Raw genomic sequence first — 25,727 nt, 5'->3', positions numbered from 1 at the left:
CGTGATCTGCTGCGAGCCGGCCTTGGTCGCCTGCTGCTGAGTTGCGCGGTACTCGTGGTCATCGGTCGGCCCGGGCGTGCCAGCGGCCGTCGGTTCGAGTGATGCGGACCGGGTGGTCGAAGCACTTGCTGACCTCGTCCGTGGTCAGCACCTCGTCCACTCCCCCGGCGGCCAGGCAGCGGCCTTCGCGCAGCAGCATGGCGTGGGTGGTGCTGGCCGGCAGTTCTTCAAGGTGGTGGGTCACCAGCACGGTGGCCAGTTCGGGGTGTTCGGCGCGCAGTTCGTCGAGGCTGGTGAGCAGCTGTTCGCGGGCGGCGAGGTCCAGGCCGGTGGCGGGCTCGTCGAGCAGCAGCAGCCGCGGGAGGGGCATGAGGGCGCGGGCGATGAGGGTGCGGCCGCGCTCCCCCTGGGAAAGGGTGTTCCAGCGGGCGTCGGTCTTGCCGCCCATGCCGAGCATGCCGATCAGGCGGTCGGCCTGCCGGGACTGTTCGTCGGTGGGCTGCCAGCGCGGGACCGGTTCGGTGGTGTTGGTGGCGCCGGTGAGCACGACGTCGCGGACCCGCAGCGGGCTCCGCAGGGGGTGGCGGGGGTTGATGTGGCCGACGTAGGAGCGCAGTTGCCGCATGTCGACCCGGCCGAGCCGGTGCCCGAGGACCTCGACCGTTCCGCGGGTGGGGTGGCTGACGGCGCCGAGGAGGTTCAGCAGGGTGCTCTTGCCGGCACCGTTGGCACCCAGCAGCGCCCAGTGCTGGCCGCGGTGGACCTCCAGCGAGATCGACTGCAGCAGGTAATTCCCGTCGCGGACGACGTCGATGTCGGCGACCCGCAGGACGGGGCCGGTCTCGGTGGGCCGGGAGTCGATCACCGGTTGGCCTCCAGGATCTCGCGCCCGGGCGCGGCCGGGTGCTCGTGTGACGTGGCACGGGGTCGGACGCGGGGCTCGACTCGGCCTCGGCGCGGCCCTCGGGAGACATCCCGGAGTGGGCGGTGGCGCGGTCCCGGTGTCGCGCGGTCCCGGTGTCGCCGGGCCGCTGACCGTCCGATCATGGTCGGTGACCGAAACCCTACCGGTTCCGCGATGTGGATCGTGTTTCCGGTGCGCGGACCGGGATCGATACCCTGGTGAAGACCTGTTCACCTGCTGTTGCGCCTAGTTGAGGATTCGATGCCGCCACCTGCCGCACACCCGGGGTTGCCGACGCTGGCCGACAGCGTGCGGCTGGCCGAGGACGGGGTGCACATCCTGGATCGCCGGGTGTTCCCGTTCGAGCACCGGTGGGTGCACGCCCGCACCGTCGAGGAGGTCGCCGCGGCGATCGAGGACATGGTGACGCAGTCGTCCGGGCCGTACTTCGCGGTGCTGTGGGGCATGGTGCTGGCCGCGCGGGAGACGGCCGGGCAGGATCCGGAGACCGCGCGCGAGCGGCTGCGGGCCGCCGGCGACCGGTTGATCGCCACCCGCCCGACCAACGACCAGCCGCGCAAGGCCGTGGAGTGGGTCATGGCGTCGGTGAACACCGGCGGCGATGACGTCGCCGCCGCGGCACTGGCCGGTGCGCTGGCCGGGGACGAGGACTACCGGCGGCGCAGCCGCGAGATGGGGCGCGCCGGCGCGGCTCTGCTGCCGGAGGGCGGCCGGGTCCTGACGCACTGCTGGGGCGATCTGTACCTGGTGGGGCTGGTCGAGGCGGCGCTGGAGACGGGCAAGCGGCCGTCGTTCGTGTGCACCGAGACCCGCCCGTACCTGCAGGGCGCGCGGTTGACCGCGGAGACGCTGGCGGAGATGGGCGTGGACACCACGCTGGTCACCGACGGCATGCCGGCGTCGCTGATGCGGGCGGGCGAGATCGACGCGTTGGTGACCGCGAGCGACCGGGTCACCATGGACGGGCACGTGATCAACAAGGTGGGGACGTTGCAGCTGGCGGTGGCCGCGAACGCCTTCGGGGTGCCCTTCCACGCGCTGTGCCACGCCCCGGATCCGGCCTCGGCCACCGGCGCGGATGTGCCGATCGAGTTCCGCGACGGCGACGAGGTGCTGCACACCCTGGGGCGGCGCAGCGCCAGCGAGCGGGCGCGGGGACTGTACCCGGCCTTCGACATCACCGATCCGCGGTTCGTGACCACGGTGGTGACCGACCGGGGCGCGTTCGCGCCGGACCGGGTGCACGAGTACTGGAACGAGGAACGGGGGACGGCACGGTGAGCGTGCGGGTCGCGGCCAGGTGGGTCGTGCTGGACATCGAGGGAACGCTGACCGCCACCAGCCAGGTGCACGTGGTGCTCTACGACTACGCGCGGCCGCGACTGGGGCCGTGGATCGACGCGCACGGCGACGATCCGGTGGTCGCCGAGGCGGTGGCGCAGGTCAAGACCGACGCCGGGTTGGGCGAGCAGGCCGGCACCGCCGAGGTGGTGGCGGTGCTGCACGGCTGGATGGACGCTGACCGCAAGGCCAGCCCGTTGAAGACGTTGCAGGGGCTGATCTGGGCCGACGGGTACGCCCGCGGGGAGCTGACCACCGACTACTTCGCGGACGTGGTGCCGGCGTTGCGGTCCTGGCTGGGCCAGGGCCTACGACTGGCGGTGTTCTCCTCGGGTTCGGTGGCCGGGCAGGTCGCGTCGTTCTCCAACACGACCTCCGGTGACCTGCGGGGGCTGTTCTCGCACCACTTCGACACGGTCAACGCCGGGCCGAAGCGGGAGCGCGCCTCCTACGACGCGATCGCCGCAGGGCTGGGCTCGGCCTCGGGCGAGATCGTGTTCTTCTCGGATGTGCCGGCGGAGCTGGACGCCGCCGCGGCGGCGGGCTGGCGGACCGTGGGGGTGGCCCGGGCCGGGGAACCGTTCGCGGACGCCGATTTCGGGTCGCATCCGGTGGTGTCCACTTTCGACGATGTTGAGCTTGGGGTGATCGTGTGAGCGTCGGTCTGGAGCAGGCCGGGGCGGCGTTGGCCGCGGAGTCGGCGCGGATGGCGGGGCTGGGCTGGATGCGCGGCACATCCGGCAACCTGTCGGTGACGTTGCAGCGGGAGCCGCTGCGGTTGGCGGTGACGGCCAGCGGCCTGGACAAGGGCGAGCTGACCGGCGAGGACGTGGTGGTCGTGGACTCCGCCGGGGCGGCGGTGCCCGATCAGCCCAATCCCGCGCAGCGGCCATCGGCGGAGGCGGGGCTGCACGCGCGGATCGCGGCGGTGGCCGGTGCAGGTGCGGTGGTGCACGTGCACATGCTCTCGGCCGTGGTGGCCGGGCAGCGCTGGCCCAGTGGTGTGGTGCTGCGGGATCTGGAGATGCTCAAGGGTCTCGGGCGCCGCGACGACGATGTGATGACGGTGCCGGTGGTGCCCAACAGCCAGGACATGAGCGTGTTGGGCGACGCGTTCGAGGCGGGTTTCGACGCCGCGACGCCGGCGGTGATCGTGGCCCGGCACGGCCTGTACGTGTGGGGCCGGGATCTGGTGCAGGCCCGGCACCGCACGGAATGCTTGGACTGGCTGTTCCAGTTCACCTTGGCCACGAACGGAATCCAGGAGGGTTTGGCATGACGTTGCTGACTGTGTGGCCGGACACCGATCCCGGCGCGGTGGAGCTGCGCACCGAGGACGGCGAGCGGATCGCGGACGTCCTCAAGCAGTTCGGGGTGCGCTTCGAGCGCTGGGAGCTCAAGGACCTGTCGGCGGACGCGTCCGCCGACGACGTGCTGGCCGCGTATCGCGCCGAGGTCGACCGGGTCATCGACGCCGAGGGCTACATCAAGGTGGACGCGGCGGTGATGACGCCGCGCGACGGTGATCCGGAGTGGGCGCAGCAGGCGAAGGCGGCGCGGGAGAAGTTCCTGTCGGAGCACACCCACGACGATGACGAGGACCGGTTCTTCGCTCGCGGTGCCGGGGTCTTCTACCTGCACATCGACGGGAAGGTGTACGCGGTGCTGTGCGAGGCGGGTGACCTGCTGAGCGTGCCGGCGAACACCACGCACTGGTTCGACATGGGGACGCGCCCGGATTTCGTGGCGATCCGGTTCTTCCACGACGAGGACGGCTGGGTGGGCGATTTCTGCGCCACGGACACCGCGGAGCGGTTCCCGTCGTTCGACGAGTTGATGGCCTCGCGGTGAGGCGGCGCCGGGTGCGGATTCTCCTTCCGCACCCGGCTTCTTCTGCGGGGTGCGGTTCGGCATGACCGCGCCCGCGCATCGCGGTGACGAGCGCGCGGCGTTGCTGGGTTTCCTGCAGCGGCAGCGCGATCTGGTGGTGTGGAAGGCTTCCGGGTCCTCGGCCTGGTGCGTCAGCTGACCGATGTGGAGCGTTCCTGGTTCCGGCGGGACTTCGCCGGTGACACGGGGCTGGTCTTCGACTCGGCCGGTGGCTCAGGTCATTCGTTGCGAAATTTCTGCCGGGGCGGCGGTCGTCGTGGAGCTGCGATTTCCTGCGAGGAAAAGCGTGACGACGCGTTCTATGTAATCGGAGCGGTCGCCGCGCGACTGTGGTTGCTCAATTCCCAGGAGCAGTCGCTCCCGTGGATCGAACAAGATCATGCCGCTGAACATGCGTGCTGCCTCGTGCGGGTCGGGGCACTGCAGGAGCCCCCGCGCGGCGGCGTCGCTGAGGATAGTGGCAACGGCGTTGTCGAAGTGTCTGATCCCTTCGTCGTAGACGAGCCGTCCCAGCTGGGGGAATCGACCTGATTCAGCGAAGGTCAGGCGTTGCATTTTCAGACCTTCATCGCTGGTGAGAACGTCGAAGAGCAGTGTGCCGGCGTGCGTGAGCGCCTCTTTCAGATCGCGGCCGGTGAGGGGTGCGGCGGCTGCGTGGTGCAAGGGCTCGACTATGCGCTGCCGGAGGGAGTTGACCAACTCGAGGAACAGGGCTTCCTTGTTCTCGAAGTGCCGGTACAGCGTTTCCAGGGAGCAGCCGGCTTGCTCGGCGATGGCTCGCATCGACGTGCCCGCGTAGCCGCGATCGAGAAGAACGGTCAGGGCCGCGGCCGCGATCTGCTCTCTGCGGATGGGACCTCGACGTGGCCGTTCCCGGGGTGTCATCATCTCAGCCTACTGATCAGGTGACCGTCTTGGATTGTGCAGCGGCGACACGCCGGCGATGGCACGTGAAGCGGATGTGCTCGGCGTTCTACGAGCCGACTGGTGCTACGGCGGCCGTGTGATCTTCATCGAGCTCGCGGACACCGTTCAACGAAGCCCGCACCGCCTGGAAACCGTCGCGTCGGAGCAGGTGTTCGTAGTCGCCGATCGCGTGCTCCCATGCCCGGCTGCCGGCGTGCACGGACAGGATCGCGTCGGCGAGCCGGCGTGCGTCCTGCAGGGCGGAGTTGGCCCCTGAGGCCCTGGTGGGCAACATCGCGTGGATGGCGTCTCCGAGCAAGGTGACCCGGCCCGGTGTCCACGCGGGGACTTCGCGCGAGGTTCCCATTGCCAGGCCGAAGAACTGGTCGGGAAATGCCTGGTCGAGCAGGAGCCGGAACACGGGGTGAGCCGTCGCGGTGACGGTCCGCAGGTGGTCGGACAAGCTCGCGGGTGACCGGCGGGTGAAGTCGCGGTCGAGGTCCCCGAGCTGGTGACGTCGCAACAACAGCCCCCACATGACGTAGTCGTGCCGGTCACCCGGATCGAAGCCGGGTAGGAGCCGTTGCGCGGCGGCAGCGGGTTGTTCTCCGTAACGGACCGCGCCAATGATCGCCTGCACGTCGCCGATCGCGGTCAAGGTGAAGCTGCCTGCGATCCGGTCGATCACACCGGTGGCGATCAGCTCACGCGTGATCGGTGTCTTCGCCTGCAACAGCCGCAATCCGCTGTCGGTGACCGCAGCCTCGGGCAGCCGTAGCCGGCGCACAGCGGATCCGATGCCATCCGCCCCGACGAGCAGATCGGCTTCGTCCACCGTCCCGTCGGAGAACCGGACGGTGACCCCTGCCGCGTGCTTGGTGTAGCCGGTCAACGCCGAACCGAATCGGATCGTGTCGTGCACGTCATGGGCGAGGAGCCGTCGCACGATGCGGCGACTCGCCGACGAGCCCGGTCGTATCGCGTCGGGACTCCCCTCCCGACCGGTGGACTTCCGGCGCTTGACGATCGCGAGATCGGATTCGTCGAGGATGGTGACGTACTCGTCGGGTTGTCCCAGGGTCGCGTCGAGGAATTTGCTTTCGGAGGCGGTAAGACAGGCGTGTAGCGCGCCGAGCCCACGCTCGTCGAGGTGGATTCGCGCCCCCTGCGGCCGTTGTTCAAGGGCCTCGTCACGCTCATGGACGGATACATCGATATCCGCGCGGCGCAGAAATCGGGCAAGCGCAAGCCCGCCGAGTCCCGCGCCGACGATGATGACACGCATTCGTACTCCATTTTTGAGCGAAGCCGAGGACCTCAGGGTCGTACTCGGCGGGTTCACAACGACGGGAGGACGTCCTTCATGCCGGTGCCTCTACTGCTGAGGCGGTGACGAGCCCGCGGTTGCCGAGCTACGGATGTCCCGTCCGTCTGCGGGTCACCAACGTCAAGTTAACCAGAACGATCGTTTTGGATCAAGCGACGCCGCCCGCCGAGAACGCCGACCACTCCCCGCTCCTGGCCGGCAGCGCCGCAGATCTGCTCGCCATCTCGCCACGTATGCGCGGGATGACCACTGCTCAGGCGAAATCAGTTGGCGGGCTTGCCGAACCAGCGGGCGAGGTGGTCGTCCAGGTCCTGCTGATCGTCGCCGATCCAGGCGACGTGGCCGTCGGGGCGTAGCAGGACGCACGGAACATCCAGTGCCGCAGTGGGATCCGCGAGGTAATCGACCCGGTTCGACCAGCCGCCGACGGTCAGTCGTTCGGTGCGGTCCAGCAGCAGGCCGCGGCCGCGATGCAGCAGACCGTAGAGGTGGCCCTGTTTCACGTCGATGTCGCGCAGGCGGCGGCCGAGCAGGTCGGGGCCTGCGCCGAAGTCGTAGCGGATGCCGATCGCGGTGATCTTCTCGATCAGATGGCGGTTCACCTCGTCGAAGTCCATCAGTTCGGTGAGCAGCCTGCGCACGGCCTGCGGGCCCGGTTCGGTGGACAGCAGTTCCATCTGGGCGCGGGTGTTGTCCAGCACGTCCTCGGCGACCGGATGACGTTCGGCCTGGTAGGTGTCCAGCAGTGTTTCCGGCGCCCAGCCGCGGATCTGCGCGGCCAGTTTCCAGCCGAGGTTGAACGCGTCCTGAACGCCCAGGTTGAGGCCCTGTCCGCCGGTGGGTGGATGGATGTGTGCCGCATCGCCTGCCAGCAGCACCCGCCCGACCCGATAACGTTCGGCCAGCCGGGTGGCATCCCCGAAGCGGGACAGCCAGCGCGGGGAGTGCACGCCGAAATCGGTTCCGGCGATGGCGCGCAGCTGTTGTTGGAAATCCTTGAGGGTGGGCGGTTCCGCGCGGTCGCTGACTCCCGCGGCGGGGACCACGACGCCGTAAACCCCTTCGCCGAAGAACTGGAGCCTCAATCGCTTATCGGTCTTCTGGATTTCGGCCACCTTGGCGGCGATCTCCTGCTGCGGCACGCCCACTTCCATCTCGCCCATCAGCGTGTCGTTCCGCGCGGGCTCGCCGGGGAAGCCGACGCCGAGCAGTTTGCGCACCGTACTGCGCCCGCCGTCACAGCCGACGAGATAGCGCGAACGCAGCTGTTCGCCGTCGGCCAGCTCGACGGTCACGCCCTTGTCGTCCTGCTCGAAACCGGCCACCGCGCAACCGCGCCGGACCTGCGCGCCCACTTCGATCGCATGTTCCTCGAGCAGGCGGACGATGACCGGATGCCGGATGCCCAGCAGATATTCGTGCGCGGAGTCCAGGCCCTCGGGCGCGGGTTTGGCGATGGCGGCGAAGAAACCGGCGGCCGGACGCCGCCTCCCGTGTTCGAGGAGGCGATCCAGCAGTCCGCGCATTGCCATCAGCTCGATACTGCGGATATGCAGACCGACGACGCGGACGGAGGACGCTGGCTCGGTTTCCTTCTCCAGAACGAGTACCCGCACGTCGTGCAGCCGCAGTTCGGCGGCCAGCATCGCGCCAGTCGGCCCGCACCCGGCAATGATCACGTCGAACATGTGGGGCGCGCGATCGGCGCCGGGGGCCGATGACCTGAGTCCGGGGACGTCGCCCACGGTGAAGTCGCGCTCGGCCGTTTCGTTCGACGACGGCTCGGCGGTGAACTGCGGAGAGTGCATAGGTGTTGCCTTTCGGGAGTGCCTTGTTGGCGAGGCGCTCCCGGCGACACCTACGTCAATCGCCCGACCGTGACGGGAAGGGAGAGCACCCACATCGATGCGTTCATGGGTCTCACCTCCTCGGGCGGTGTCGCGGTCGACTGCAAGCTACCAGCCCGACGCGATCCCGCCCATCCCTTTTCCCGCCACGTGATCACGACTCCAGACAGGCGTTCACACTCGTGCGGGCGAGGATCCGGTTCATGGCCGGACCGCGCTCAGCAGGTCCGGTCCCCGGCGAGGAACCGCTGGACTCGGGGCAGTGCGTCGGCGGCCCGGTCCCAGCCGGTTTGGTGGTCGGCGCCGGGCAGGGAGAAGAACTCGGTGCCGGTCTGCTGCGCGAAGGTCCGCATCGGGTCGTGCCAGAAGTCCTCGGTGCCGGCGTACATGAGCATCGGGACGTCGGTGGCGGCGAGCGCGCGGTGCTGGCCGGGTTCGTGGGCGAAGGCCTGGAAGTTCGCGCGCAGTGCCGCGGGGTCGGCGGCGTCGATCACGGCGGCCAGCGCGGGGTCGGCGGTGGCCGCTTGGTGCATGAACGGGTAGGGGTCGGTGTCGGCCGGCAGGCCGAGGTGGCGCAGCACCGGGGCGATCGCGGAGCGGAACCCGTCGATGGGGTCGAAGGCGCCGGCGACGAGCCGGGTGAGCCGTTCGGGGGCGTGCACGGCGACGGCGTAGCCGGTGAAGGCTCCCAGCGAGTAGCCCCAGAACGCGGCTTTGATGGCGCCGACGGCGTCGAGCACGGCGGTGACGTAGTCGGCGCGTCGGGCCGGGGTGTAGGCGGCGGGGTCGTGCGGGGCGTCGCTGGCGCCGAGGCCCAGCGGGTCCACGGTGATGACGGTGTGGGTGGCGGCGAGTGTCGTGGTGCAGCCGGTTCGGGTCCAGTGCGCGCCGGTCTGGAACATGCCCGGGTGCAGCAGCAGCGGTGGCCCGTCCCCGGCGATCTGGTAGGAGATCCGGTATCCGTTGCTGCGTGCGATGGGCACCCGAATTGCTCCTCGTCGCCGGTGGCTCCCCTGACCGTGGCGCCGACGCTACTGGGATCGCGGCGGCGCCGGGTGGCGTTTCGCTGTGATCGCGGGACGTTTTTCGGGCGGCCCGTTGCCTGGCCGGGTGGGCGTGGCGATCACCCGGGGCCGCGGCCGGCGGAGCGCGTCCGGTCAGCGCTTTTCGCGGTGGGAGAGGTGGTGTTCGATGCCGTTGAGCTGGTTGTGCAGGCCGAACTCGAACAGGTCGTCGAGGTCGAGTTCGACGCCGCTGGTCGCGGCGGCGGCCAGGTTCGGGTAGCGGCCGGTTCCCAGCAGGTTCCGCATCTCGGGTTCGTCGGTGTCGTGGCGTTGCCTGCTGGTGATGCCGGTTTCCTGTGTGAGTTCCGCGTCCAGGGAGTGGCTCATGGCGATGCCGCCGACGTAGCCGTTGAGGCCGACGGCGATGCGCAGTTTGTCGCGGTGGTCGAGGCCGAGCCCGTCGAGGGTGGCGAGTTGCCATTCGACGTGGGCCATGCCGGCCGGCAGCAGCGGCGGCTGGGCCAGTGAGTTGAGGGCGATGGGCGCGAGCCAGGGGTGTCGCCGGTAGGTGGCCCATTGCCGGCGGGCGAGTTCTTCGAGGCGGGCGCGCCAGCCGCGGTGGCCGGGTCCGGGCAGCGGGGTTTCGGCGAAGGCGGCGTCGGCCATGAGCCGGAGGAGTTCGTCCTTGTCGGGGACGTGCCGGTACAGGGACATGGTGCCGGCGCCGAGTTCGGCGGCCACGCGGCGCATGGACACCGCGGCGCGGCCTTCGCGGTCGGCGATGCCGATGGCGGTGCGCACGATGCGTTCGCGGCCGGCGGGTTCGGTGGTTCTGGGTGACCGGGGCCGGGCGCGGGGATGTGCCGCGGGGTCGCTGACGACGGTGCCGGCGCCGGGGACGGCGTGCACGAGGCCGTGCTGGCGCAGGGCGGCGAGGGCTTTGGTGGCGGTCGCCATGGCCACGCCCCATTCGTCGATGATCTGGCGGGTCGAGGGCACCTTGTCGCCGGGGCGGAGTCGGCCGGAGTCGATGCGGGCGCGGATGTCCTCGGCGATGCGCAGGTACGGCGGTTGGGGCCGGGATCCGGTCGTCATCGCTCCCCTTTCGGTTACGCACTAGTGCACTACCCCGAGGAATTATAGGAAATCCCGCGGATTCCCCTAAGGCGCACTAGTGCTATCCCTGTATTTTTTGAGATTCTTCGTTGTACCGCAGCATGTTCGACTTCGTGTCGAATACGGTGTACGCGTCAGGTACGGGGTACGCATTCTCCATTTTCGAGGTGGATCGATGAGCGTGGTGGCGGAACGTCCGGTGGCTGCGGAGGAAACGCGGGCGGTGCGGTGGTGGCGGCGGCCGTGGGTGGGCCCGTTGGCGTTGGTCGCGGTGGTGTTCGTGGTGGCATCGGTGCCGCGGTACCTCACGTTGGATCCGGCGCAGTCGCTGGTGCCGCCCGCGGAGGGGTTCGCGCCGCACTACCCGATGCTCGTGGCGCACGTGCTGTTCGGGTCGGTGGCGATCGTGAGCTGCTGCTTCCAGGTGTGGCCTGCGTTCCGGCGGCGGTATCCGGTGGCGCACCGCTGGATCGGCCGCGCCTACGTCTTCGCCGGGGTGCTGCCCGCGGCGGTGATGGCGACGGTGATCGGCGCGGTGTCGCCCTTCGGGCCGGTGGCGCGGGTCAGCAACGTGCTGCTGGGGCTGGTGTGGTTCGGCTGCACGGTCGCGGGGTGGCGAGCGGGCCGGGCGCGTCGGTTCGGCGATCACCGCAAGTGGATGGTGCGGTCGTTCGTGCTGACCGTCTCCACGGTGACCAACCGCGTGTGGGGGGTCGTGGCGGGTGTGGTGCTGGGCCCGCAGCTGGAGACGACCTTCGGCGGCAACGAGCAGTACATGACCTCGACGATCGCCGGGCTGACGACGTGGCTGGGCTGGGTGGTTCCGCTGATCCTCGCCCAGTTGTGGCTGGACCGGCGGCCGAAGAAGCGCGCCCGGGCCGCGGGCCGTTCCGGGGTGCCGGCTTGACCTGCAGTGCGGTGGAGGTTGAACGCTGGGGCGGTCTGGTTCGCCGAGCCGCCCGGGGGTGGTCGTGTCCGCGATCGATGTCGATTCCGCCGCAGGCGGTTTGTTCTCCCGCCGCTACCGATCGCTGACCTTCGGCGCGCTCACGTTGATCTCGCTGGTCGCCTTCGAGTACGTGGCGGTGGCCACGGCGATGCCGACGGTCGCGCGTTCCCTGGACGGGTTGGCGCTGTATGCGGTGGCTTTCGGCGGGACGACGGCCGCCGGTGTGGTGAGCATGGTCGTCTCCGGTGGGTGGAGCGATGCGCGCGGGCCTGCGGTGCCGCTGCGGGTGGGGGTCGCGGTGTTCGCCGCGGGACTGTTGCTGGCCGGGGTGGCGCCGGTGATGTGGGTGCTGGTGGCGGGCCGGATCGTGCAAGGCTTGGGCGGCGGGTTGATCTCGGTGGCCCTGTACGTGGTGGTGGGGCACGTGTTGCCGGAGGAGTTGCGGGCGCGGTTCTTCGGGATGCTGGCCGGGGCGTGGCTGCTGCCGTCGATCGTGGGCCCGCTGGTGGCGGGGCTGCTGGTGGAGAGGTTGAGCTGGCGGTGGGTGTTCCTGGCGACGATGGTGCTGGCGGTGCCCGCGCTGGCGTTGGTGAGCCCGAGCTTGCGCGGGTTGTCCTGGCGTTCGCAGCCGCAGCAGCGCGGTTTCGACCGTCCGATGTGGGCGGTGGGGGCGGCGGCCGGCGGGTTGCTGCTGCACTACGGCGGGCAGCAGACCGGTTGGCTGTCGGGGGTGCTGGTCATCGCGGGATTGGCGGCGTTGGTGGTGTTCGCGCCGAGGTTGTTGCCGGTGGGGACCTTCCGGGGCCGAGCGGGGCTGCCGAGCGTGGTGGCGTTGCGCGGTATCGCGGGTGCGGCGTTCTCGGCCGCTGAGGTGTTCGTGCCGCTGATGTTGTCGCGGGAGCGGGGCCTGTCCCCCACCGCCGCGGGTTTGGTGCTGACCACGACCGCGGTCGGGTGGCTGGCGGGTTCGTGGCTGCAGGGCCGCCTGCCGGCGTGGGACCGGGTTCCGGTGGTGGGCGCGGCGCTGCTGGCCGCCGGGGCGGCGGGGGTGGCGACGACGGTTTTCGCGGCGGTGCCGCTGGTGGTGTGCATCGGCGGGCTCGCGGTGATGTCGCTGGGGATGGGCCTGGTGTATCCGGTGTTGTCGACGTTGACGCTGCGGTTGTCGGCTCCGCGCGAGCAGGGCGTGAACAGTTCGGCGTTGCAGCTCAGCGAGTCCCTGTTCACCACGACGGTGCTGGCGGCGGCGGGCACGCTGTTCGCGGCGTGGCTGGTGTGGTCGCCCGCCACCGCGTATCTCGCGGGTTTCGGTCTCGCCGCGGTGCTGGCGCTGCTAGCCGTCGCGGTGGCCTTCCGCGCCCGGTAAAGGCCTCGAACTCCCGCTACGGCCAGGGGGCCTGTGCCGAGCCGGTCCAGCTCGGTCACCACGATCTGGCCGCCCTCGCGATGGGCCGGCAGCAACGCTGTGCCCGACTCAGGGCGCTTGGCGAGGTTGCCCGCAGCAAGACCTCTACGCCCTGAAGAAATCGATGAGGGCGCGGGCGATCTGGCCGGGGGCGTTCTCCGTGGGGATGTGGTCCGCTTCCGGGATGCGTACGAGCGTGGTGTGCGGGATCTCCAAGGCGAACTTCTCGGCGTACTCCACCCTCTCGTCCACGTCGTCCTCGCCCCAGATCAGCAACGTGGGCGTCGTGGACCGCCGCAGCGCGGGAACGAGATCAAGGGTGTAGCGACTGTCGGCCGCGCCCGCCATGGCCAGCCAGGAGCGTCCGACCCGCGGATCGGTCCACGGCTCCAGGTACTCGGCGATCCGCTGCTCGGTGGCGGCACCGGCCAGCGCCCCCGTCACGGCCTGCCGGCGGGCGGCGAGGAGGTCATCGACGGTGGTCGCCGCGGCGACCACCGGGTCCCGGTACCGGCCCACGTGGGGCGCCGGCCAGGAGTCGTAGACGACCGAGTTGACCAAGGCCAGCCGGGGCACCTCCAGCCGATCGTGGGCGAGGAGATGCTGGGCGACGGCGCCACCGATGTCATGACCTGCCAGGGCGATCGGCCCGGAGATCTTCAGCGCGGACGCGAATCGCACCACCCAATCCGCAAGGGCCGGGACCGTGGCCGTTTCCAGGGTGAGCTCGCCCCCCGAGCGCCCCAGTCCGGGGAAATCGACCGCGAAGGGCCGCAGCCCCGCCTTCGCGAGGCGGCCCAGCACCGGAAGCCACACCCGGCTCCAATACGTTCCGTGCAGCAGCAACACAGCCGGGACGTCCTGCTCTGCGGTCTCTGCCGTCAGGTAGCTGGCCGTTTCGCCGTCGACCTGGACCGCGGTCCTCAGCACGCCCGTTTCAGTGGTTTCGCTCATGGGCCCACTCTCGCCGGGACCTGCCTCCCAGCCGAGAGTCAAGAAAGACATTCATGGGTATATTTCTGCCATGAACCGTCATCGGGTGGTGGCGCTGCTCAACCCACCCCAGTCCCCCTTCGAACTCGCCTGTGCCGCCGAGGTCTTCGGCACCGTCCGGCAGGACATGCCCGCCCACTACGACTTCCGGATCTGCGCCGAGCACCCCGGCCCCCTTCGGACCACCATCGGCTACGCGATGCTCGTCGACGCAGGGCTGGAAACCCTGCAGGAGGCGGACACCGTGGTCATCCCCGGCTGGCAGCCACCCGGCACACCGGCGCCACCGGCCATCACCGAGGCGCTGCGGGCTGCCCACCAGCGCGGTGCGCGGATCGCCGCCATCTGCACGGGGGCTTTCGTCCTCGCTCAGGCCGGACTGCTCGACGGCCGCCGCGCCACCACCCACTGGCGCCAAACCGCTCAACTCGCCGCCACCTTCCCCGAGGTGCAGGTAGACCCGGACGTGCTCTACGTGGACCACGGCGACGTGGCGACCAGCGCCGGAACCGGTGCGGGCATCGACCTGTGCCTGCACCTCGTGCGTTCCGACCACGGCGCGGCATACGCCACCCAGATCGCCCGGAACATGGTGCTGCCACCACACCGGGAGGGCAGCCAACTCCAGTACGCCGCACAACCCGCCCCGGCCAGGGCGGACGAGTCTTTGGCGCCACTGCTGGAGTGGGCCACTTCCCAGCTCCACACCCTGACCGTCTGCCGACTCGCCGAACACGCCGGGCTGTCGAGCCGAACTCTCGCCCGGCGGTTCACCGAACAGCTCGGCACCAGCCCGGGACAGTGGCTGCTCGGCCAGCGCCTCGACGCGGCACGGGTACTGCTGGAACAGACCAACCTTCCGGTGGAAGCCATCGCCACCCGGGTCGGACTCGCCTCGGCGGTCAACCTGCGCCGCCGCTTCCGGGCGCACTTCGGCACCACACCCGGCGCCTACCGGCGAACCTTCGGCGAAACCCGGCCGGAACGCCGGTGAGCTTCGGGGAACAACCGAGTCGCTGGTAAGCCTTCAGCATTGAACCCCCGAGCACGACGGTGACTGATGCCCGCATTTGACGGGCTCAACTCACGGGGGTGCCGCAGAACACGACGTCATCGGCGGAGTCCCAGTTCTCGACCACCTGCAACCCGGTGTGGATCTCCAGCGCCGATCGCCATGTCACCGGCCTGGTCGTAAGCTGCCCGGCAGTCCCCTCGGAAAAAGTTCGGCGGGCGTGTCGATCCGCGGCGTTCCCCGTTCGACCTGGGGGTGAGCGGGTCCGAGCGGGACCCCGGAAGGCCCAGGGAGACAACCGTGAAGTACATGCTGATCATGCGCGCGACCGACGAGGCGTTCGAGGCGTTCCAGGACGTCGACTTCAACGAGATCCTGGAGGCGATGGGCCGCTTCAACGACGAGATGATCCAGGCCGGTGTCCTCCTCGCCGCCGAAGGCCTCGACGACGCCGCCGACGGCGTGGTCGTCGACTACTCCTCCCAGCCGCCGGTGGTCACCGACGGCCCCTACGGCGAGACCAAGGAACTGTTCGGCGGCTACTGGATCCTCGACGTCGCCTCCAAGGAAGAGGCCGTGGCGTGGGCCAAGCGCGCGCCGATGGCCGGCCCGGGCAGCAAGTGCGAGATCCGCCGGGTCACCAGCATCGACGAGTTCCCGCAGGACAACGAGTGGATCAAGAAGGAGCGGGCTTGGCGCGAGGCGACCGGCCAGCTCTGAGCCCGGACTCGATGGCGAACCCCACCGGCCGCGAGGCGGTCGCGGCGGTCTGGCGGATCGAATCCGCGCGGATCGTCGGTGCCCTGGCCCGCTACACCGGCGACTTCGCGCTCGCCGAGGACCTCGCCCAGGAGGCGTTGGCGGAGGCGCTGGTGACCTGGCCGCGCGAGGGCGTGCCGCGCAATCCCGCGGGGTGGCTGCTCACCGTCGGCCGGCGTCGCGCGATCGACGCGTTCCGACGCCGCTCCGCCCTCGACGAGCGGTACGCCGCCCTCGCCCACGACCTCGGCGAGGGCGGCGTGGCCTCGGGGCGCCCGCCCGCCGATCCGGCTCGGGACACCGAAGACGTGCTGTGGGATCCCGACCAGATCGACGACGACGTGCTCGCGTTGATGTTCATCGCCTGCCACCCCTTGCTGTCGCGGGAGGCGAGGGTGGCGCTCACCCTGCGGGTCGTCGGCGGTCTCACCAGCGACGAGATCGCCAAGGCGTTCCTCATCCCGACCGCCACCGTGCAGGCCCGGATCACCCGCGCGAAGAAGACCCTCGGGGCGGCGCGGGTGCCGTTCGCGGTGCCCGCGGCCGCGGAGCGCACCGAGCGGCTGGGCTCGGTGCTCAGCGTGGTCTACCTGATCTTCACCGAGGGGTCCTCGGCCAGCTCCGGTCGTGATCTGATCCGGCTCGACCTCGCGCGCGAGGCGCAGCGCCTCGCCCGGGTGCTGACTCGCCTGGTGCCCGACGAGCCCGAGGTCTTCGGCCTGCTGGCGCTGCTGGAGCTGACCGCGGCGCGCTTCCCCGCCCGCACCGGGCCCGACGGCGAGCCGGTGTTGTTGGAGCACCAGGACCGCCGCCGCTGGGACCGCGCCGCGATCCGCCGGGGACGGGCGGCGCTGGCCCGGGCGGAGCGGATCGGCCGGGGCCTGGGCGCCTACGGCCTGCAGGCGGCGATCGCCGAATGCCACGCCGTGGCGGCGTCGGTCGAGGAGACGAACTGGGAGCGCATCGTGCTCCGCTACGAGGCGCTCGGGCGGCTCGCACCGTCACCGGTGGTCGACCTCAACCGGGCCGTCGCGGTCTGCATGGCGCGGGGACCGGCTGCCGCGTTGCCGATCGTGGACGAGCTGGCTGCCGCGCAGGCGCTACCGAACTCGCACCTGCTGCCCAGCGTCCGCGGGGAACTGCTCACCCGCCTGGGACGCACCGACCAGGCGCGCACCGAGCTTCGGCTCGCACTGCAGCTGTGCGGGAACGAACGAGAGCGGGCCGTGCTCGCACGCAAACTCGCCGACCTCGGCTGACCGGCAGCTACGCGTCTGCCGCCAGAACGGCTGTGATGAGCAGGAATTGCGCTGGGCCGCCGGGGTTGAGGACAGGAGCGGCCCGGTCTTCTGCGACACTTCGCCTTCCTGGCCGGGCATGATCGATGGCATGGACGATCTCCGGAGCAATACCGATGCCGGCCAGGGCATGGTGGAGAACACCGCGAGCGCGGCCGGGGCGCCGCTGGGGATGCGCTACGAGGTCACTGGCGGAGCGATGCTGCTGCACCGGTCCGGCACCGGTGGGCCGCCCGTGGTGTTCCTGGCCGGCGGTGGGATGTTCGGCCTGTACTACTGGAACGTGCACAACCTCGTCGCGGAGTTCACCACGAGCGTGATCTACGACCGGCTCGGCACGGGCTGGAGCGACGTGGTGGGCCTTCCGCGCAGCGGCACGCAGGTGACCGATGACCTGCACGAGCTACTGCGTGCCGCTGCCGTGCCCGGCCCGTACGTGCTGGTCGGGCATTCACTCGGCGGTCTGTACGCGCGGCTCTACGCGAAGCGATTCCCCGGCGAGGTGGCCGGCTTGGTCCTGCTCGACCCGACTCACGAGGACATCGTCGACTACCTGCCGGAGGAGAAAGCGCAGCGGCTGCAGGACTCGAACACCGACGACCTGTTCCCGCCCGAGCAGATGGACGTGATGCGGACCGCGTACCGGACCACGTTCGGGCGGGCGCTCGCCGACTGGCCCGCCGAGATCCGCGAACCGCTGCTGGATCAGGGGTTCAACCGCGAGGGTTACCGGCAGTCCCTGCGGGAGCCGATGAACCTGTCGCGGCTGTTCGGCGAGGTCCGCGACGCCGGACCCGATCCCGAGGTGCCGCTGATCTTCGTGTCCGCCATGGGGACCGACGCGTTCGCCGAGGAGCTGGTGCCGCCCGAAGCGCACGCATCGCTGGCCGAGTCCAACCAGACCAAGCACCGGCTGTACACCGACCTGGCCGCGGCGCGCCCCCGAACCCAGGTCCGCCGCCTGGACGATGCCGGGCACTCGGGCATCGTCTGGCTCCGGCCGGACGCCGTGGTCCAGGCAATCCGTGACACGCTGCCGCTCTGATCAAACGCCAACACCGGTACTCCGGCTGCCCCGCGTGCTCTGCCAGTTGGGGTGAAGACTGTCGGCATGGAGTTCTTCTGCTATCACCGCGACCGACCCGGCTCTTTGGGGCTGCGCGAGGCGCTGCTGGAAGCGCATTGGTCCTACATGGACCGGTTTGCGGACGTGATGATCGCCCGGGGGCCGACCCTCGACGGCGACACGCCGACCGGCAGCGTGCACATCGTCGATCTGCCTGATCCCGCTGCTGCGCGCGCGTTCGCCTTCGACGAGCCGAGTTACCAGGCCGGGGCGTACCGGGACGTGCTGCTGCGGCGCTGGCGCAACGTGCTGGGCCGCACGATGTGGGACTTCCCCGGCGGCAGCAGCGGCGGCAACCGGTACCTGGTGCTCGGTCTCGGTGCGGGGCAGCCGGTGGACCTCGAGGTGCCGCGGGGCCGTGACGACCTGATCGCGTACGGGCCGCTGCTGTCCGACGACGGCACTGCCTGGCTGGGCACGGCGGCGCTGGTCCAGGCGCAGGACCCGGGCGAGGCGCGGGGTGTCCTCGACGCGGATCGCTACGCCGATGTCGAGGTGCACACGTGGCAGTTCGGCGGGCGCCGGTAGAAGGAGTTCTGCCTGACGTAGGCCCGACCGCTGTTGGGCATCCCGGGTGGGGATGCCCAACAGCGGGTTGCCGGGGTCAGTTCAGGTGGGCTTCGAGGGCGTCGGCTCCGGCGGTGGCGCCGCCGCAGTCGTGGATGATCTGGCGCATCCGCTGGAGGTTGGCGCGGACCTGTTCGTCGGTGGCGATGCCGTCGACCGCGGTGCGCAGTTCGGCGGCGGTGACGGTGTCGGGGTCGAGGCGGCGGCCGAGGCCGAGTTCTTCGGCGCGGGTGGCGTTGGCGGCTTGTTCGGGCATTTGCGGCACGGCGACCAGGGGCACCCCGGCGTGCAGGGATTCCATGGTGGAGTTCATGCCGGTGTGGGAGAGGAAGACGGTGGCGTGGCGCAGGACCGCGGGCTGCGGGAAGGAGGCGCGCACGTCGAAGTTGGCGGGGATCTCGCCGAGGCCGGCGGGGTCGACGTGCTGCCCGGTGGACATGGCGACCTGCCAGGGGCTGTCGGCGAACGCCTCGAAGCACATCCGGTAGAACTCCGGGCGGTTGTTGAACGCGGTGCCCAGGGAGATGAACAGCAGCGGGGCGGCTGCGTCGCGGGGCTGCCAGGGCTGCTCGTGGCGGTCGCCGAGCAGCGGGCCGATGAAGTGGAACCGCTCGTCGAAGGTGTCGGCGGCGAGCTGGAATTCCCGGGGCAGGAACACCAGGTTGAGCTCGGCCGGCGGCGCACCGAAGGGCAGTTGGGCGCGGACGCCGAACTCGGCGCCGATCTCCTGGATCCGCCGGCCGAATTCGGCGAAGGCCTCGGGGGAGAATGCGGGGTTGTCCTTGGCGACGGTGTCGAGGAGGGAGAATTTCTCGTTGGTGGCGAAGCTGGGCATCAGTGCGATCACCGGGATGTCGAGGTCGTCGGCGAGCATGCGCCCGATGGGACTCATGACGTCGACGCAGACGGCGTCCGGCGGGTCGGCGCGGAAGTGCTCGCGCAGCGGCGGGAAGCTGTTCTTGATGTCGTCGATGAAGAACTGCATCAGCCTCGCCACCGGGGGCGGGACGGATTGCGACTGGGGCGGTATTTCCGGCACGTCGGTGGGGAGTTCGACGACGTCGGCGCCGGTGGCTTCCACTGCCTGGACCATCTTCGGGCCGGTGGCGTAGCTGACCCGGTGGCCGCGGCGCAGCAGTTCGGTCACCAGGGGCAGGGTGGGGTTGATGTGTCCGGCGGCGGGCATGCTGATGAACGCGAAGTGCTTTTTCATGATCCCTCGTACTGGACGTGCGCGTTGTGCGCGGGGCTCACCGTCCAGTATCCGGATCCGTTCCGGCGGCGGCATGTGGCGTTGATCATCACCGTTTTCGCCTATTCCGGTCAAAAGGTGTTCGGGGCCGGCGGAATTGCGTCCGCATCGGCTGCTCGCCGCAATTCCTGCCACGCCCCCGTTTTGCCGGAGCCCGCCGGCGCGCGTTTCCCCGGGTTCCGCGTTGTTCCCGGTGTCAGGGCATGGTGAGCACGCGCGGGCCGTCCTCGGTGATGGCGATGGTGTGCTCGACGTGGGCGGCGCGGCTGCCGTCGCCGGTGAGCACGGTCCAGCCGTCGTCGGCGGTGCGGATGTCGTCGCGGCCGCCGGCGAGGAACATCGGCTCGATGGCCAGGACCAGCCCGGGGCGCAGCGGCGTGCCGCGGCCGGCGGGGCCGTCGTTGGGCACGAACGGGGCTTCGTGCATGTCTCGGCCGACGCCGTGGCCGCCGAGGGGGTCGGGGATGCCGTAGCCGGCGCTGCGCCCGACGACGCCGATGGCGCGGGAGATGTCGCCGATGCGGGCGCCGGGCCGGGCGGCGGCGATGCCGTCGGCGAGGGCCTGCGCGGTGGTGTCGGCCAGCCGGGTGTCCTCGGGGCGGGCGGTGCCGACGCTGAAGGTGATGGCGGCGTCGCCGACCCAGCCCTGCAGGCGGGCGCCGCAGTCGATGCTGACGAGGTCGCCGTCGGCGAGCCGCTGCCCGTTGGGGATGCCGTGCACGATCGCGTCGTTGACCGAGGCGCAGATGGTGCCGGGGAACGGGGTGGGCGCCCAGTTGGGCCGGTAGCCGAGGAACACCGGTTGTGCGCCGGCGTCGGTGATCGTGGTGTGCGCGAGTTCGTCGAGTTCGCGCAGCGTGGTGCCGGTGGTGGCGTGCTCGCGGACGGCGTGCAGCGCTCGGGCGACGATGCGGCCCGCTTCGCGCAGCGCGTCGATCTCGGCGGGCGTCTTCAGTTCGATCACGTGCGTCTCTCCCACACCACTGGACCCAATAACTATACCGATATTAGTATCACGGCCATGGTGCGCGTGCCGCTGAACGAGCAAGAACGCCAACGGGGCGAACTCCTCGGCCAGGCGCTGCGAGAGGCCCGCGGCACGCGCAGCATGGTCGAGATCGCCGCCGCGTCCGGGATTTCCACCGAAACGCTCCGCAAGATCGAGAAGGGCCGCATCCCCACCCCGGCGTTCTTCACCGTCGCAGCGGTGGCCGACGCGGTGGGACTGTCGCTGGACGAACTGCGCAAGGACGTCGCGGCGACACAGGAAGCACAACAGCGCATGTCGGCGTGACCCGGCCGGACCGGCCACAACTCCCCCTTGAAACCGGCTGAAACCAGACCGGCTTCGCGGACCCCCGGGTCACTGGGCAACGGTCCGCTTCGGACAGTCCACATCGGACACCGATGGTGGCGACTCTTCGTGTCCGCGCATGCGTTTCCAGTTGACCCCGCCACGCCCTCCGCGTGCTGCGATGGAGATCACAAGCAGGCTCCCGCGGGGTGCCTACGCTCCGGCAACCGGCCGGTGAACCGCCGGGCGCGTGGACCGTCCGACACGAAATCATGACGAATTCGCTACGATTCGCCGGCCGGGTCGGGGACAGGACAACAACCGGCACTACACGAACGGAGTGACCAGTTGCCCGCCGAGCACCCCGACCCGTTGCGCCGCTGGTGGTGGCGGACCCCGCTGGCGGCACGTCTGCTGCCCGCCGTCGCGCTGCTGACCGCGACCGGCGCCGGCGCCCTCAGCGCCCTGCCCGCGGGCAGCCAGGACGTCGCCACTCCACCGCCCCCGCGCGCCCCCGTCGACTACCTCGCGCCGACCACCACGGCGGTCACCACGACCACCACGGCCGCGGAAACCACCGAGCCGGAACCGGCCGCGCCCCCGACGACCAGCAGCAGCCGCCCGCAACCCACCACCACGGCGGCACCGGTCACCACCACGACCAGCAGCCGCCCGCAACCCACCCGCGCGCCCACGCCCCCGGGCTGGGACCACGGGCGGCCCACGACCACCTCCACCAGCGGCGACGACTGGGTCCCGGAAGTCACCGAAGGCGAACGCTGCTCCCGCGAAGGCGACGTCGGCCGCACCTCCTCGGGCGCCGCCGCCAGCTGCGAACGCGACGACCACGGCAAGCTGAGGTGGACCACGCAATGGTGAACAAGAACAACCCCGACACCGACCGCCACCACACCAGCGCCCTGCGCATCCTGGAAAACGGCCCCCACGCCCCGCAATGCCCCCACGGGCACGGCCCGCTGACCACCATCACCGACCCCGCCGCCCCCACCGGCGTGGCGATGGCCTGCCCGCAATGCGGACAACGCCGCGGCATGGAGATCACGATGCTGCGCACCCTGCTCAACCCCGAGAACGCCGACTTCGACCAGCCACTGGCGACCTCCCCCACCGACAAGCCGGCGCCGCCGGCCAACCCGGAGCCACCGGCCGACACCGACACCGCGGCGCTGGACGTCACCGCCGAAATCCCCCGGGTGCAACCCGAAGACACCGCCCGCGAACCCCTGGGCAAGATCACCGCGCACCACACCCGCGACGACGCCGACGGCGACGAGCCGGACCTCGACCACATCCCGCCGCCACCCCGCGGCCACCGACCCGACGGCACCATCCGCACCACCGGCTGGCTCCAGCTGGGCGCACGACCGATCAGCTCCGGGCTCTGGGCCGCGCTCACCGGCACCGCACTCGGCCTCGCCCTCATCGACCTCAACACCTGGCTGCCGCTGATCCTGCCCGCAGCCGCCTACGCCCTCTGGTTCGCCACCACCCGCTGGATCCGGCCCGCCTCGGCCGCCACCAACCTCGAACAGGTCTACGCCGACGAACTGCTCCCCGGCGACGCCATCCGCATCTACGGCCCGATCGGGCCCGTCGGCATCGTCGACCAGGTCACCCCCGCCACCAACGAGCAGGTCCTCGTCCGCTTCACCGGCGGCACCCAGCGCTTCCTGCCCGCAGACGCCCGCTGCCACCTCGTGGCACTGCGCAACTAGCGCGGCTCAGCGATCCGACGAACCCGTCGTCCCACCCACGACGGCATCCGACTTCGCCGCATCCACCGGCGGCACCAACCCCGACACGTCCCCACCGGTGTCGTTGACCTTCAACACGAACGGCCTCGTCTCGGTGTAGCGCACCACGCTCACCGAACACGGATCCACCACGATCCGCTGGAACCCGTCCAGGTGCAGCCCCAACGCATCCGCCAGCACCGACTTGATCACATCGCCATGCGTGCACGCCAACCACACCGCATCCGCACCGAACCCGCGATCGTGCGCCCGCACCGCGGCCACCGACCGCGCCTGCACCTGCGCCAACCCCTCGCCACCCGGGAACACCGCCGCCGACGGATGCTGCTGCACCACCTTCCACAGCGGCTCCGCGGTCAACTCGGTGATCTTCCGGCCGGTCCACTCGCCGTAGTCGACCTCCGCCAGATCCGGCTCCACCACCGGCGAAAGCCCCCGCTGCGCGGCCAGCCCCGCCACCGTCTCCCGGCACCGCTGCAACGGCGACACCACGATCCCGGCCAGCGGAACCCCCGCCAACCGGTCCACCAACCCGGCCGCCTGGCCCACCCCGGTCTCGTCCAACCCGACACCGGGCGAACGCCCCGCCAACGTACCGGCACCATTGGCCGCCGACCGCGCATGCCGCAACAGGATGAGAGTCGCCACGCCCGCCGACTGTAGGCCCCACCCCCGCGCCACCCACCACAACCCCCGGCAAACGAAAACGCGGCCGGCACCCGACGGTGCCGACCGCGCTCCCCGATCACCGGATCACGGCTGCATGACGCCGAAACCCAACAACCCGAACACCAGCAGACCCAACGCGATCCGGTACCACACGAACAAGTACACGCTGTGCCGCTCCACGAACCGCAGCAACCAGGCGATCACCGCATACCCGATCACCCCGGCCACCACCGTCGCCACGATCATCTGCGCCGTCGTCGGCTGCAACCCGTACGGGCTCGGCTCGAACACGTGCGGGATCTCCGACAACCCCGCCGCGAACACCGCCGGAATCGCCAGCAAGAACGAGAACCGCACCGCCGTCGGCCGGTCCAGCCCCAACGACAGACCAGCCGTGATCGTGCCACCCGACCGCGACACACCCGGGATCAACGCCAACGCCTGCGCGAAACCCATCACCACGCCATCGCTCAACCGCAACCGGTCCTGCGACCGCCGCTGCTGACCGAACCGCTCCGCCAACCCCATCAGCACACCGAACACGATCAACGTCGTGCCCGTGATCCACAGGCTCCGGAACGTCGACCGGATGAAGTCCTGGAACAGGAAACCCAGCACGCCGATCGGCAAACTACCGACGATCACGTACCAGGCCAGCCGGTAATCCTGCGTCCGCCGCACCTCGGCGTTCACCAAACCCCGGAACCACACGCCCACCAACCGGACGATGTCCTTCAGGAAGAAGATCACCACCGCCAGCTCGGTACCGATCTGCGTCACCGCCGTGAACGACGCACCAGCATCGTCACCGAAGAACAACTTCGACACGATCGACAGATGACCGGACGAAGAAATCGGAAGGAACTCCGTGAGCCCCTGGACCACGGCCAACACCATGGCCTGCAACCACGACAACGAAACCCACTCCAGCACGATCGCGGAAACCCTTGTGCGCCCACCGGCCACCGGCCGCCAAGCTCGAAGCCCAAATCTTGCAGCATTCCCACCGCCCGCCCTCCCCCACCCCGGGCAACCACATTCCACCAGGTCAGCGAACGGCTGATCACAGCGAGCGACGAACAAACCCGGCACCCACCGGCACCACGACCCGAACTGTGATCCGGAACACCCAGAACCAGACCCGCCGCAGCAGCCTCACCGCCCACGACCGCCACAGGCAATACCCTCACCCACCGTGGAACACCGACAACTCGGCCGCAGCGGCCTCCGCGTCTCCCGACTCGCCCTCGGCACCATGACCTGGGGACTCGACACCGACGCCGACGAAGCCGCCGAGCAACTGTCCACCTTCCACGAAGCCGGCGGCACCCTCATCGACACCGCCGACGTCTACCAGGACGGCCACACCGAAGAAATCCTCGGCGACCTCCTCACCACCCAACTCCCCCGCGACGAAATCGTCCTCGCCACCAAAGCCGTCGCCCGCCGCAAACCCGGCCCCTTCGGCGGCGGCGCCTCCCGCGGCGCCCTCCTCACCGCCCTCGACGGCTCACTGCGCCGCCTCCGCACCGACCACGTCGACCTCTGGCAACTCCACGCCTGGGACCCCTCCGTCCCCCTCGACGAAACCCTCTCCGCCATCGACACCGCCGTCACCAGCGGCCGCGTCCGCTACGCCGGCATCTCCAACTACGCCGGCTGGCAACTCGCCACCGCCGCCACCCACCAGAACGCCCACCCCACCCGCACCCCCCTCATCGCCACCCAAGCCGAATACTCACTCCTCGAACGCGGCATCGAACGCGAAGTCACCCCCGCCGCCACCCACCACGGCCTCGGCCTCCTCGCCTGGGCACCACTCGGCCGCGGCGTCCTCACCGGCAAATACCGCAACGCCACCCCACCCGACTCCCGCGGCGCCACCAGCCACTTCGCCAGCTACGTCGAACACCACCGCACCGAACGCGCCGCCCGCATCGTCCAAGCCGTCCTCACCGCAGCCGAAGGCCTCGGCTCCGCACCCGTCCACGTCGCCCTCGCCTGGGTCCGCGACCGCCCCGGCGTCACCGCCCCCATCCTCGGCGCCCGCACCAACACCCAGCTCAAAACAGCCCTCGCCGCCGAAGACCTCACCCTCCCCCCAGCCATCCGCGCCGCCCTCGACGACATCAGCGCACCCGACCAGAGCTACCCCGAACGCAACCCCGCCCAGCCCTGACACCCCGGGCCAACCACCACCCGACCGACCGAATCAGGGATGCTGGAGCCAGCAACACGCACCGCAACCCGCGGGGCACGCGGCACCAAGGAG

Annotated in this window: 26 protein-coding genes; 15 read left to right on the top strand and 11 right to left on the bottom strand. The window is 70.3% G+C overall.

Annotated features, from left to right (window positions below; all coding sequences use genetic code 11):
• Nucleotides 1–58: 58 nt before the first annotated feature.
• Nucleotides 59–865, bottom strand: a complete 807-nt coding sequence (locus ACWEV3_RS03885) for an ABC transporter ATP-binding protein (RefSeq protein ID WP_452612423.1) — start codon at nt 863–865, stop codon at nt 59–61.
• A 300-nt stretch (nt 866–1,165) separates the two neighbouring features.
• Between ACWEV3_RS03885 and ACWEV3_RS03880 the strand changes: the two genes are divergently transcribed.
• From ACWEV3_RS03880 to ACWEV3_RS03865, 4 genes are read left to right on the top strand one after another with little or no spacing between them, the layout of a single operon-like run.
• Nucleotides 1,166–2,206, top strand: coding sequence for a s-methyl-5-thioribose-1-phosphate isomerase (locus ACWEV3_RS03880; protein ID WP_452612422.1), 1,041 nt, complete (start codon nt 1,166–1,168; stop codon nt 2,204–2,206).
• Nucleotides 2,203–2,922, top strand: coding sequence for an acireductone synthase (gene mtnC / locus ACWEV3_RS03875; protein ID WP_452612421.1), 720 nt, complete (start codon nt 2,203–2,205; stop codon nt 2,920–2,922). Before ACWEV3_RS03880 ends, mtnC begins: the two co-directional genes overlap by 4 nt.
• Nucleotides 2,919–3,545, top strand: a complete 627-nt coding sequence (mtnB, locus tag ACWEV3_RS03870; RefSeq protein ID WP_452612420.1) for a methylthioribulose 1-phosphate dehydratase — start codon at nt 2,919–2,921, stop codon at nt 3,543–3,545. Before mtnC ends, mtnB begins: the two co-directional genes overlap by 4 nt.
• The gene (locus ACWEV3_RS03865) at nt 3,542–4,117 is read left to right on the top strand and encodes a 1,2-dihydroxy-3-keto-5-methylthiopentene dioxygenase (protein WP_452612419.1); all 576 of its coding nucleotides are present in this window, start codon (nt 3,542–3,544) and stop codon (nt 4,115–4,117) included. The genes mtnB and ACWEV3_RS03865 overlap by 4 nt, the downstream gene beginning before the upstream one ends.
• A 252-nt stretch (nt 4,118–4,369) precedes the next feature.
• On the opposite strand, the gene ACWEV3_RS03860 is transcribed toward ACWEV3_RS03865, so the two are convergent.
• From ACWEV3_RS03860 to ACWEV3_RS03840, 5 genes are all read right to left on the bottom strand, one after another.
• Complete coding sequence (locus ACWEV3_RS03860; RefSeq protein WP_452612418.1) at nt 4,370–5,041, bottom strand: TetR/AcrR family transcriptional regulator; 672 nt, start codon at nt 5,039–5,041, stop codon at nt 4,370–4,372.
• Between the two features lie 88 nt (nt 5,042–5,129).
• A complete protein-coding gene (locus tag ACWEV3_RS03855) occupies nt 5,130–6,347 on the bottom strand; it encodes an FAD-dependent oxidoreductase (protein WP_452612417.1) in 1,218 nt (405 codons plus the stop codon).
• 305 nt (nt 6,348–6,652) lie between these two features.
• Nucleotides 6,653–8,077 (bottom strand): rifampin monooxygenase, encoded by a 1,425-nt coding sequence (gene rox / locus ACWEV3_RS03850; RefSeq protein WP_452612657.1) that lies wholly within the window; start codon nt 8,075–8,077, stop codon nt 6,653–6,655.
• Nucleotides 8,078–8,454: 377 nt separating this feature from the next.
• Nucleotides 8,455–9,219: an alpha/beta fold hydrolase gene (locus ACWEV3_RS03845; RefSeq protein ID WP_452612416.1), complete on the bottom strand. Its 765-nt coding sequence runs from the start codon at nt 9,217–9,219 to the stop codon at nt 8,455–8,457.
• Between the two features lie 174 nt (nt 9,220–9,393).
• A complete protein-coding gene (locus tag ACWEV3_RS03840) occupies nt 9,394–10,335 on the bottom strand; it encodes a TetR/AcrR family transcriptional regulator C-terminal domain-containing protein (protein ID WP_452612415.1) in 942 nt (313 codons plus the stop codon).
• 196 nt (nt 10,336–10,531) lie between these two features.
• Here ACWEV3_RS03840 and ACWEV3_RS03835 point away from each other — a divergent pair, with 196 nt between their 5' ends.
• A complete protein-coding gene (locus ACWEV3_RS03835; RefSeq protein WP_452612414.1) occupies nt 10,532–11,263 on the top strand; it encodes a DUF2306 domain-containing protein in 732 nt (243 codons plus the stop codon).
• A 64-nt stretch (nt 11,264–11,327) separates the two neighbouring features.
• Nucleotides 11,328–12,671, top strand: coding sequence for an MFS transporter (locus ACWEV3_RS03830; RefSeq protein ID WP_452612413.1), 1,344 nt, complete (start codon nt 11,328–11,330; stop codon nt 12,669–12,671).
• 144 nt (nt 12,672–12,815) lie between these two features.
• Here ACWEV3_RS03830 and ACWEV3_RS03825 read toward each other — a convergent pair whose 3' ends face one another.
• Nucleotides 12,816–13,664, bottom strand: coding sequence for an alpha/beta fold hydrolase (locus ACWEV3_RS03825; RefSeq protein ID WP_452612411.1), 849 nt, complete (start codon nt 13,662–13,664; stop codon nt 12,816–12,818).
• 70 nt (nt 13,665–13,734) lie between these two features.
• Here ACWEV3_RS03825 and ACWEV3_RS03820 point away from each other — a divergent pair, with 70 nt between their 5' ends.
• The 5 genes from ACWEV3_RS03820 to ACWEV3_RS03800 all read left to right on the top strand — a co-directional run bounded on the left by ACWEV3_RS03820 (nt 13,735) and on the right by ACWEV3_RS03800 (nt 18,426).
• A complete protein-coding gene (locus ACWEV3_RS03820) occupies nt 13,735–14,697 on the top strand; it encodes a helix-turn-helix domain-containing protein (RefSeq protein WP_452612410.1) in 963 nt (320 codons plus the stop codon).
• 318 nt (nt 14,698–15,015) lie between these two features.
• Nucleotides 15,016–15,435, top strand: a complete 420-nt coding sequence (locus tag ACWEV3_RS03815; RefSeq protein WP_452612409.1) for a YciI family protein — start codon at nt 15,016–15,018, stop codon at nt 15,433–15,435.
• Nucleotides 15,436–15,446: 11 nt separating this feature from the next.
• Complete coding sequence (locus tag ACWEV3_RS03810; protein WP_452612656.1) at nt 15,447–16,733, top strand: RNA polymerase sigma factor; 1,287 nt, start codon at nt 15,447–15,449, stop codon at nt 16,731–16,733.
• 130 nt (nt 16,734–16,863) lie between these two features.
• A complete protein-coding gene (locus tag ACWEV3_RS03805) occupies nt 16,864–17,817 on the top strand; it encodes an alpha/beta fold hydrolase (RefSeq protein WP_452612408.1) in 954 nt (317 codons plus the stop codon).
• A gap of 66 nt (nt 17,818–17,883) precedes the next feature.
• Nucleotides 17,884–18,426: a YciI family protein gene (locus ACWEV3_RS03800; protein ID WP_452612655.1), complete on the top strand. Its 543-nt coding sequence runs from the start codon at nt 17,884–17,886 to the stop codon at nt 18,424–18,426.
• Nucleotides 18,427–18,502: 76 nt separating this feature from the next.
• On the opposite strand, the gene ACWEV3_RS03795 is transcribed toward ACWEV3_RS03800, so the two are convergent.
• The gene (locus tag ACWEV3_RS03795) at nt 18,503–19,678 is read right to left on the bottom strand and encodes a macrolide family glycosyltransferase (protein ID WP_452612407.1); all 1,176 of its coding nucleotides are present in this window, start codon (nt 19,676–19,678) and stop codon (nt 18,503–18,505) included.
• 235 nt (nt 19,679–19,913) lie between these two features.
• On the bottom strand, nt 19,914–20,681 hold the full coding sequence (map, locus tag ACWEV3_RS03790) for a type I methionyl aminopeptidase (protein ID WP_452612406.1): 768 nt from the start codon (nt 20,679–20,681) through the stop codon (nt 19,914–19,916).
• 57 nt (nt 20,682–20,738) lie between these two features.
• Between map and ACWEV3_RS03785 the strand changes: the two genes are divergently transcribed.
• The 3 genes from ACWEV3_RS03785 to ACWEV3_RS03775 all read left to right on the top strand — a co-directional run bounded on the left by ACWEV3_RS03785 (nt 20,739) and on the right by ACWEV3_RS03775 (nt 22,747).
• Nucleotides 20,739–21,011: a helix-turn-helix domain-containing protein gene (locus ACWEV3_RS03785; protein ID WP_452612405.1), complete on the top strand. Its 273-nt coding sequence runs from the start codon at nt 20,739–20,741 to the stop codon at nt 21,009–21,011.
• Between the two features lie 348 nt (nt 21,012–21,359).
• Nucleotides 21,360–21,890, top strand: coding sequence for a hypothetical protein (locus tag ACWEV3_RS03780; RefSeq protein ID WP_452612404.1), 531 nt, complete (start codon nt 21,360–21,362; stop codon nt 21,888–21,890).
• Complete coding sequence (locus ACWEV3_RS03775) at nt 21,884–22,747, top strand: hypothetical protein (RefSeq protein WP_452612403.1); 864 nt, start codon at nt 21,884–21,886, stop codon at nt 22,745–22,747. The genes ACWEV3_RS03780 and ACWEV3_RS03775 overlap by 7 nt, the downstream gene beginning before the upstream one ends.
• A gap of 6 nt (nt 22,748–22,753) precedes the next feature.
• Here the strand turns inward: ACWEV3_RS03775 and ACWEV3_RS03770 are convergent, their stop codons facing one another.
• Both ACWEV3_RS03770 and ACWEV3_RS03765 read right to left on the bottom strand, forming a co-directional pair.
• Nucleotides 22,754–23,434 carry a histidine phosphatase family protein gene (locus ACWEV3_RS03770; RefSeq protein WP_452612402.1) on the bottom strand — a complete coding sequence of 227 codons (681 nt, stop codon included), beginning with the start codon at nt 23,432–23,434 and terminating at the stop codon, nt 22,754–22,756.
• 105 nt (nt 23,435–23,539) lie between these two features.
• A complete protein-coding gene (locus ACWEV3_RS03765; protein ID WP_435828510.1) occupies nt 23,540–24,361 on the bottom strand; it encodes an undecaprenyl-diphosphate phosphatase in 822 nt (273 codons plus the stop codon).
• A gap of 289 nt (nt 24,362–24,650) precedes the next feature.
• On the opposite strand from ACWEV3_RS03765, the gene ACWEV3_RS03760 reads away from it, so the two are divergent.
• Entirely contained in the window at nt 24,651–25,634 is a 984-nt protein-coding gene (locus ACWEV3_RS03760; protein ID WP_452612401.1) for an aldo/keto reductase, read from the top strand.
• The last annotated feature ends 93 nt before the right edge of the window (nt 25,635–25,727 follow it).

This window comes from Saccharopolyspora sp. NPDC003752 (genome assembly GCF_053605825.1).
This window is presented reverse-complemented; position numbering and strand designations above follow the sequence as displayed.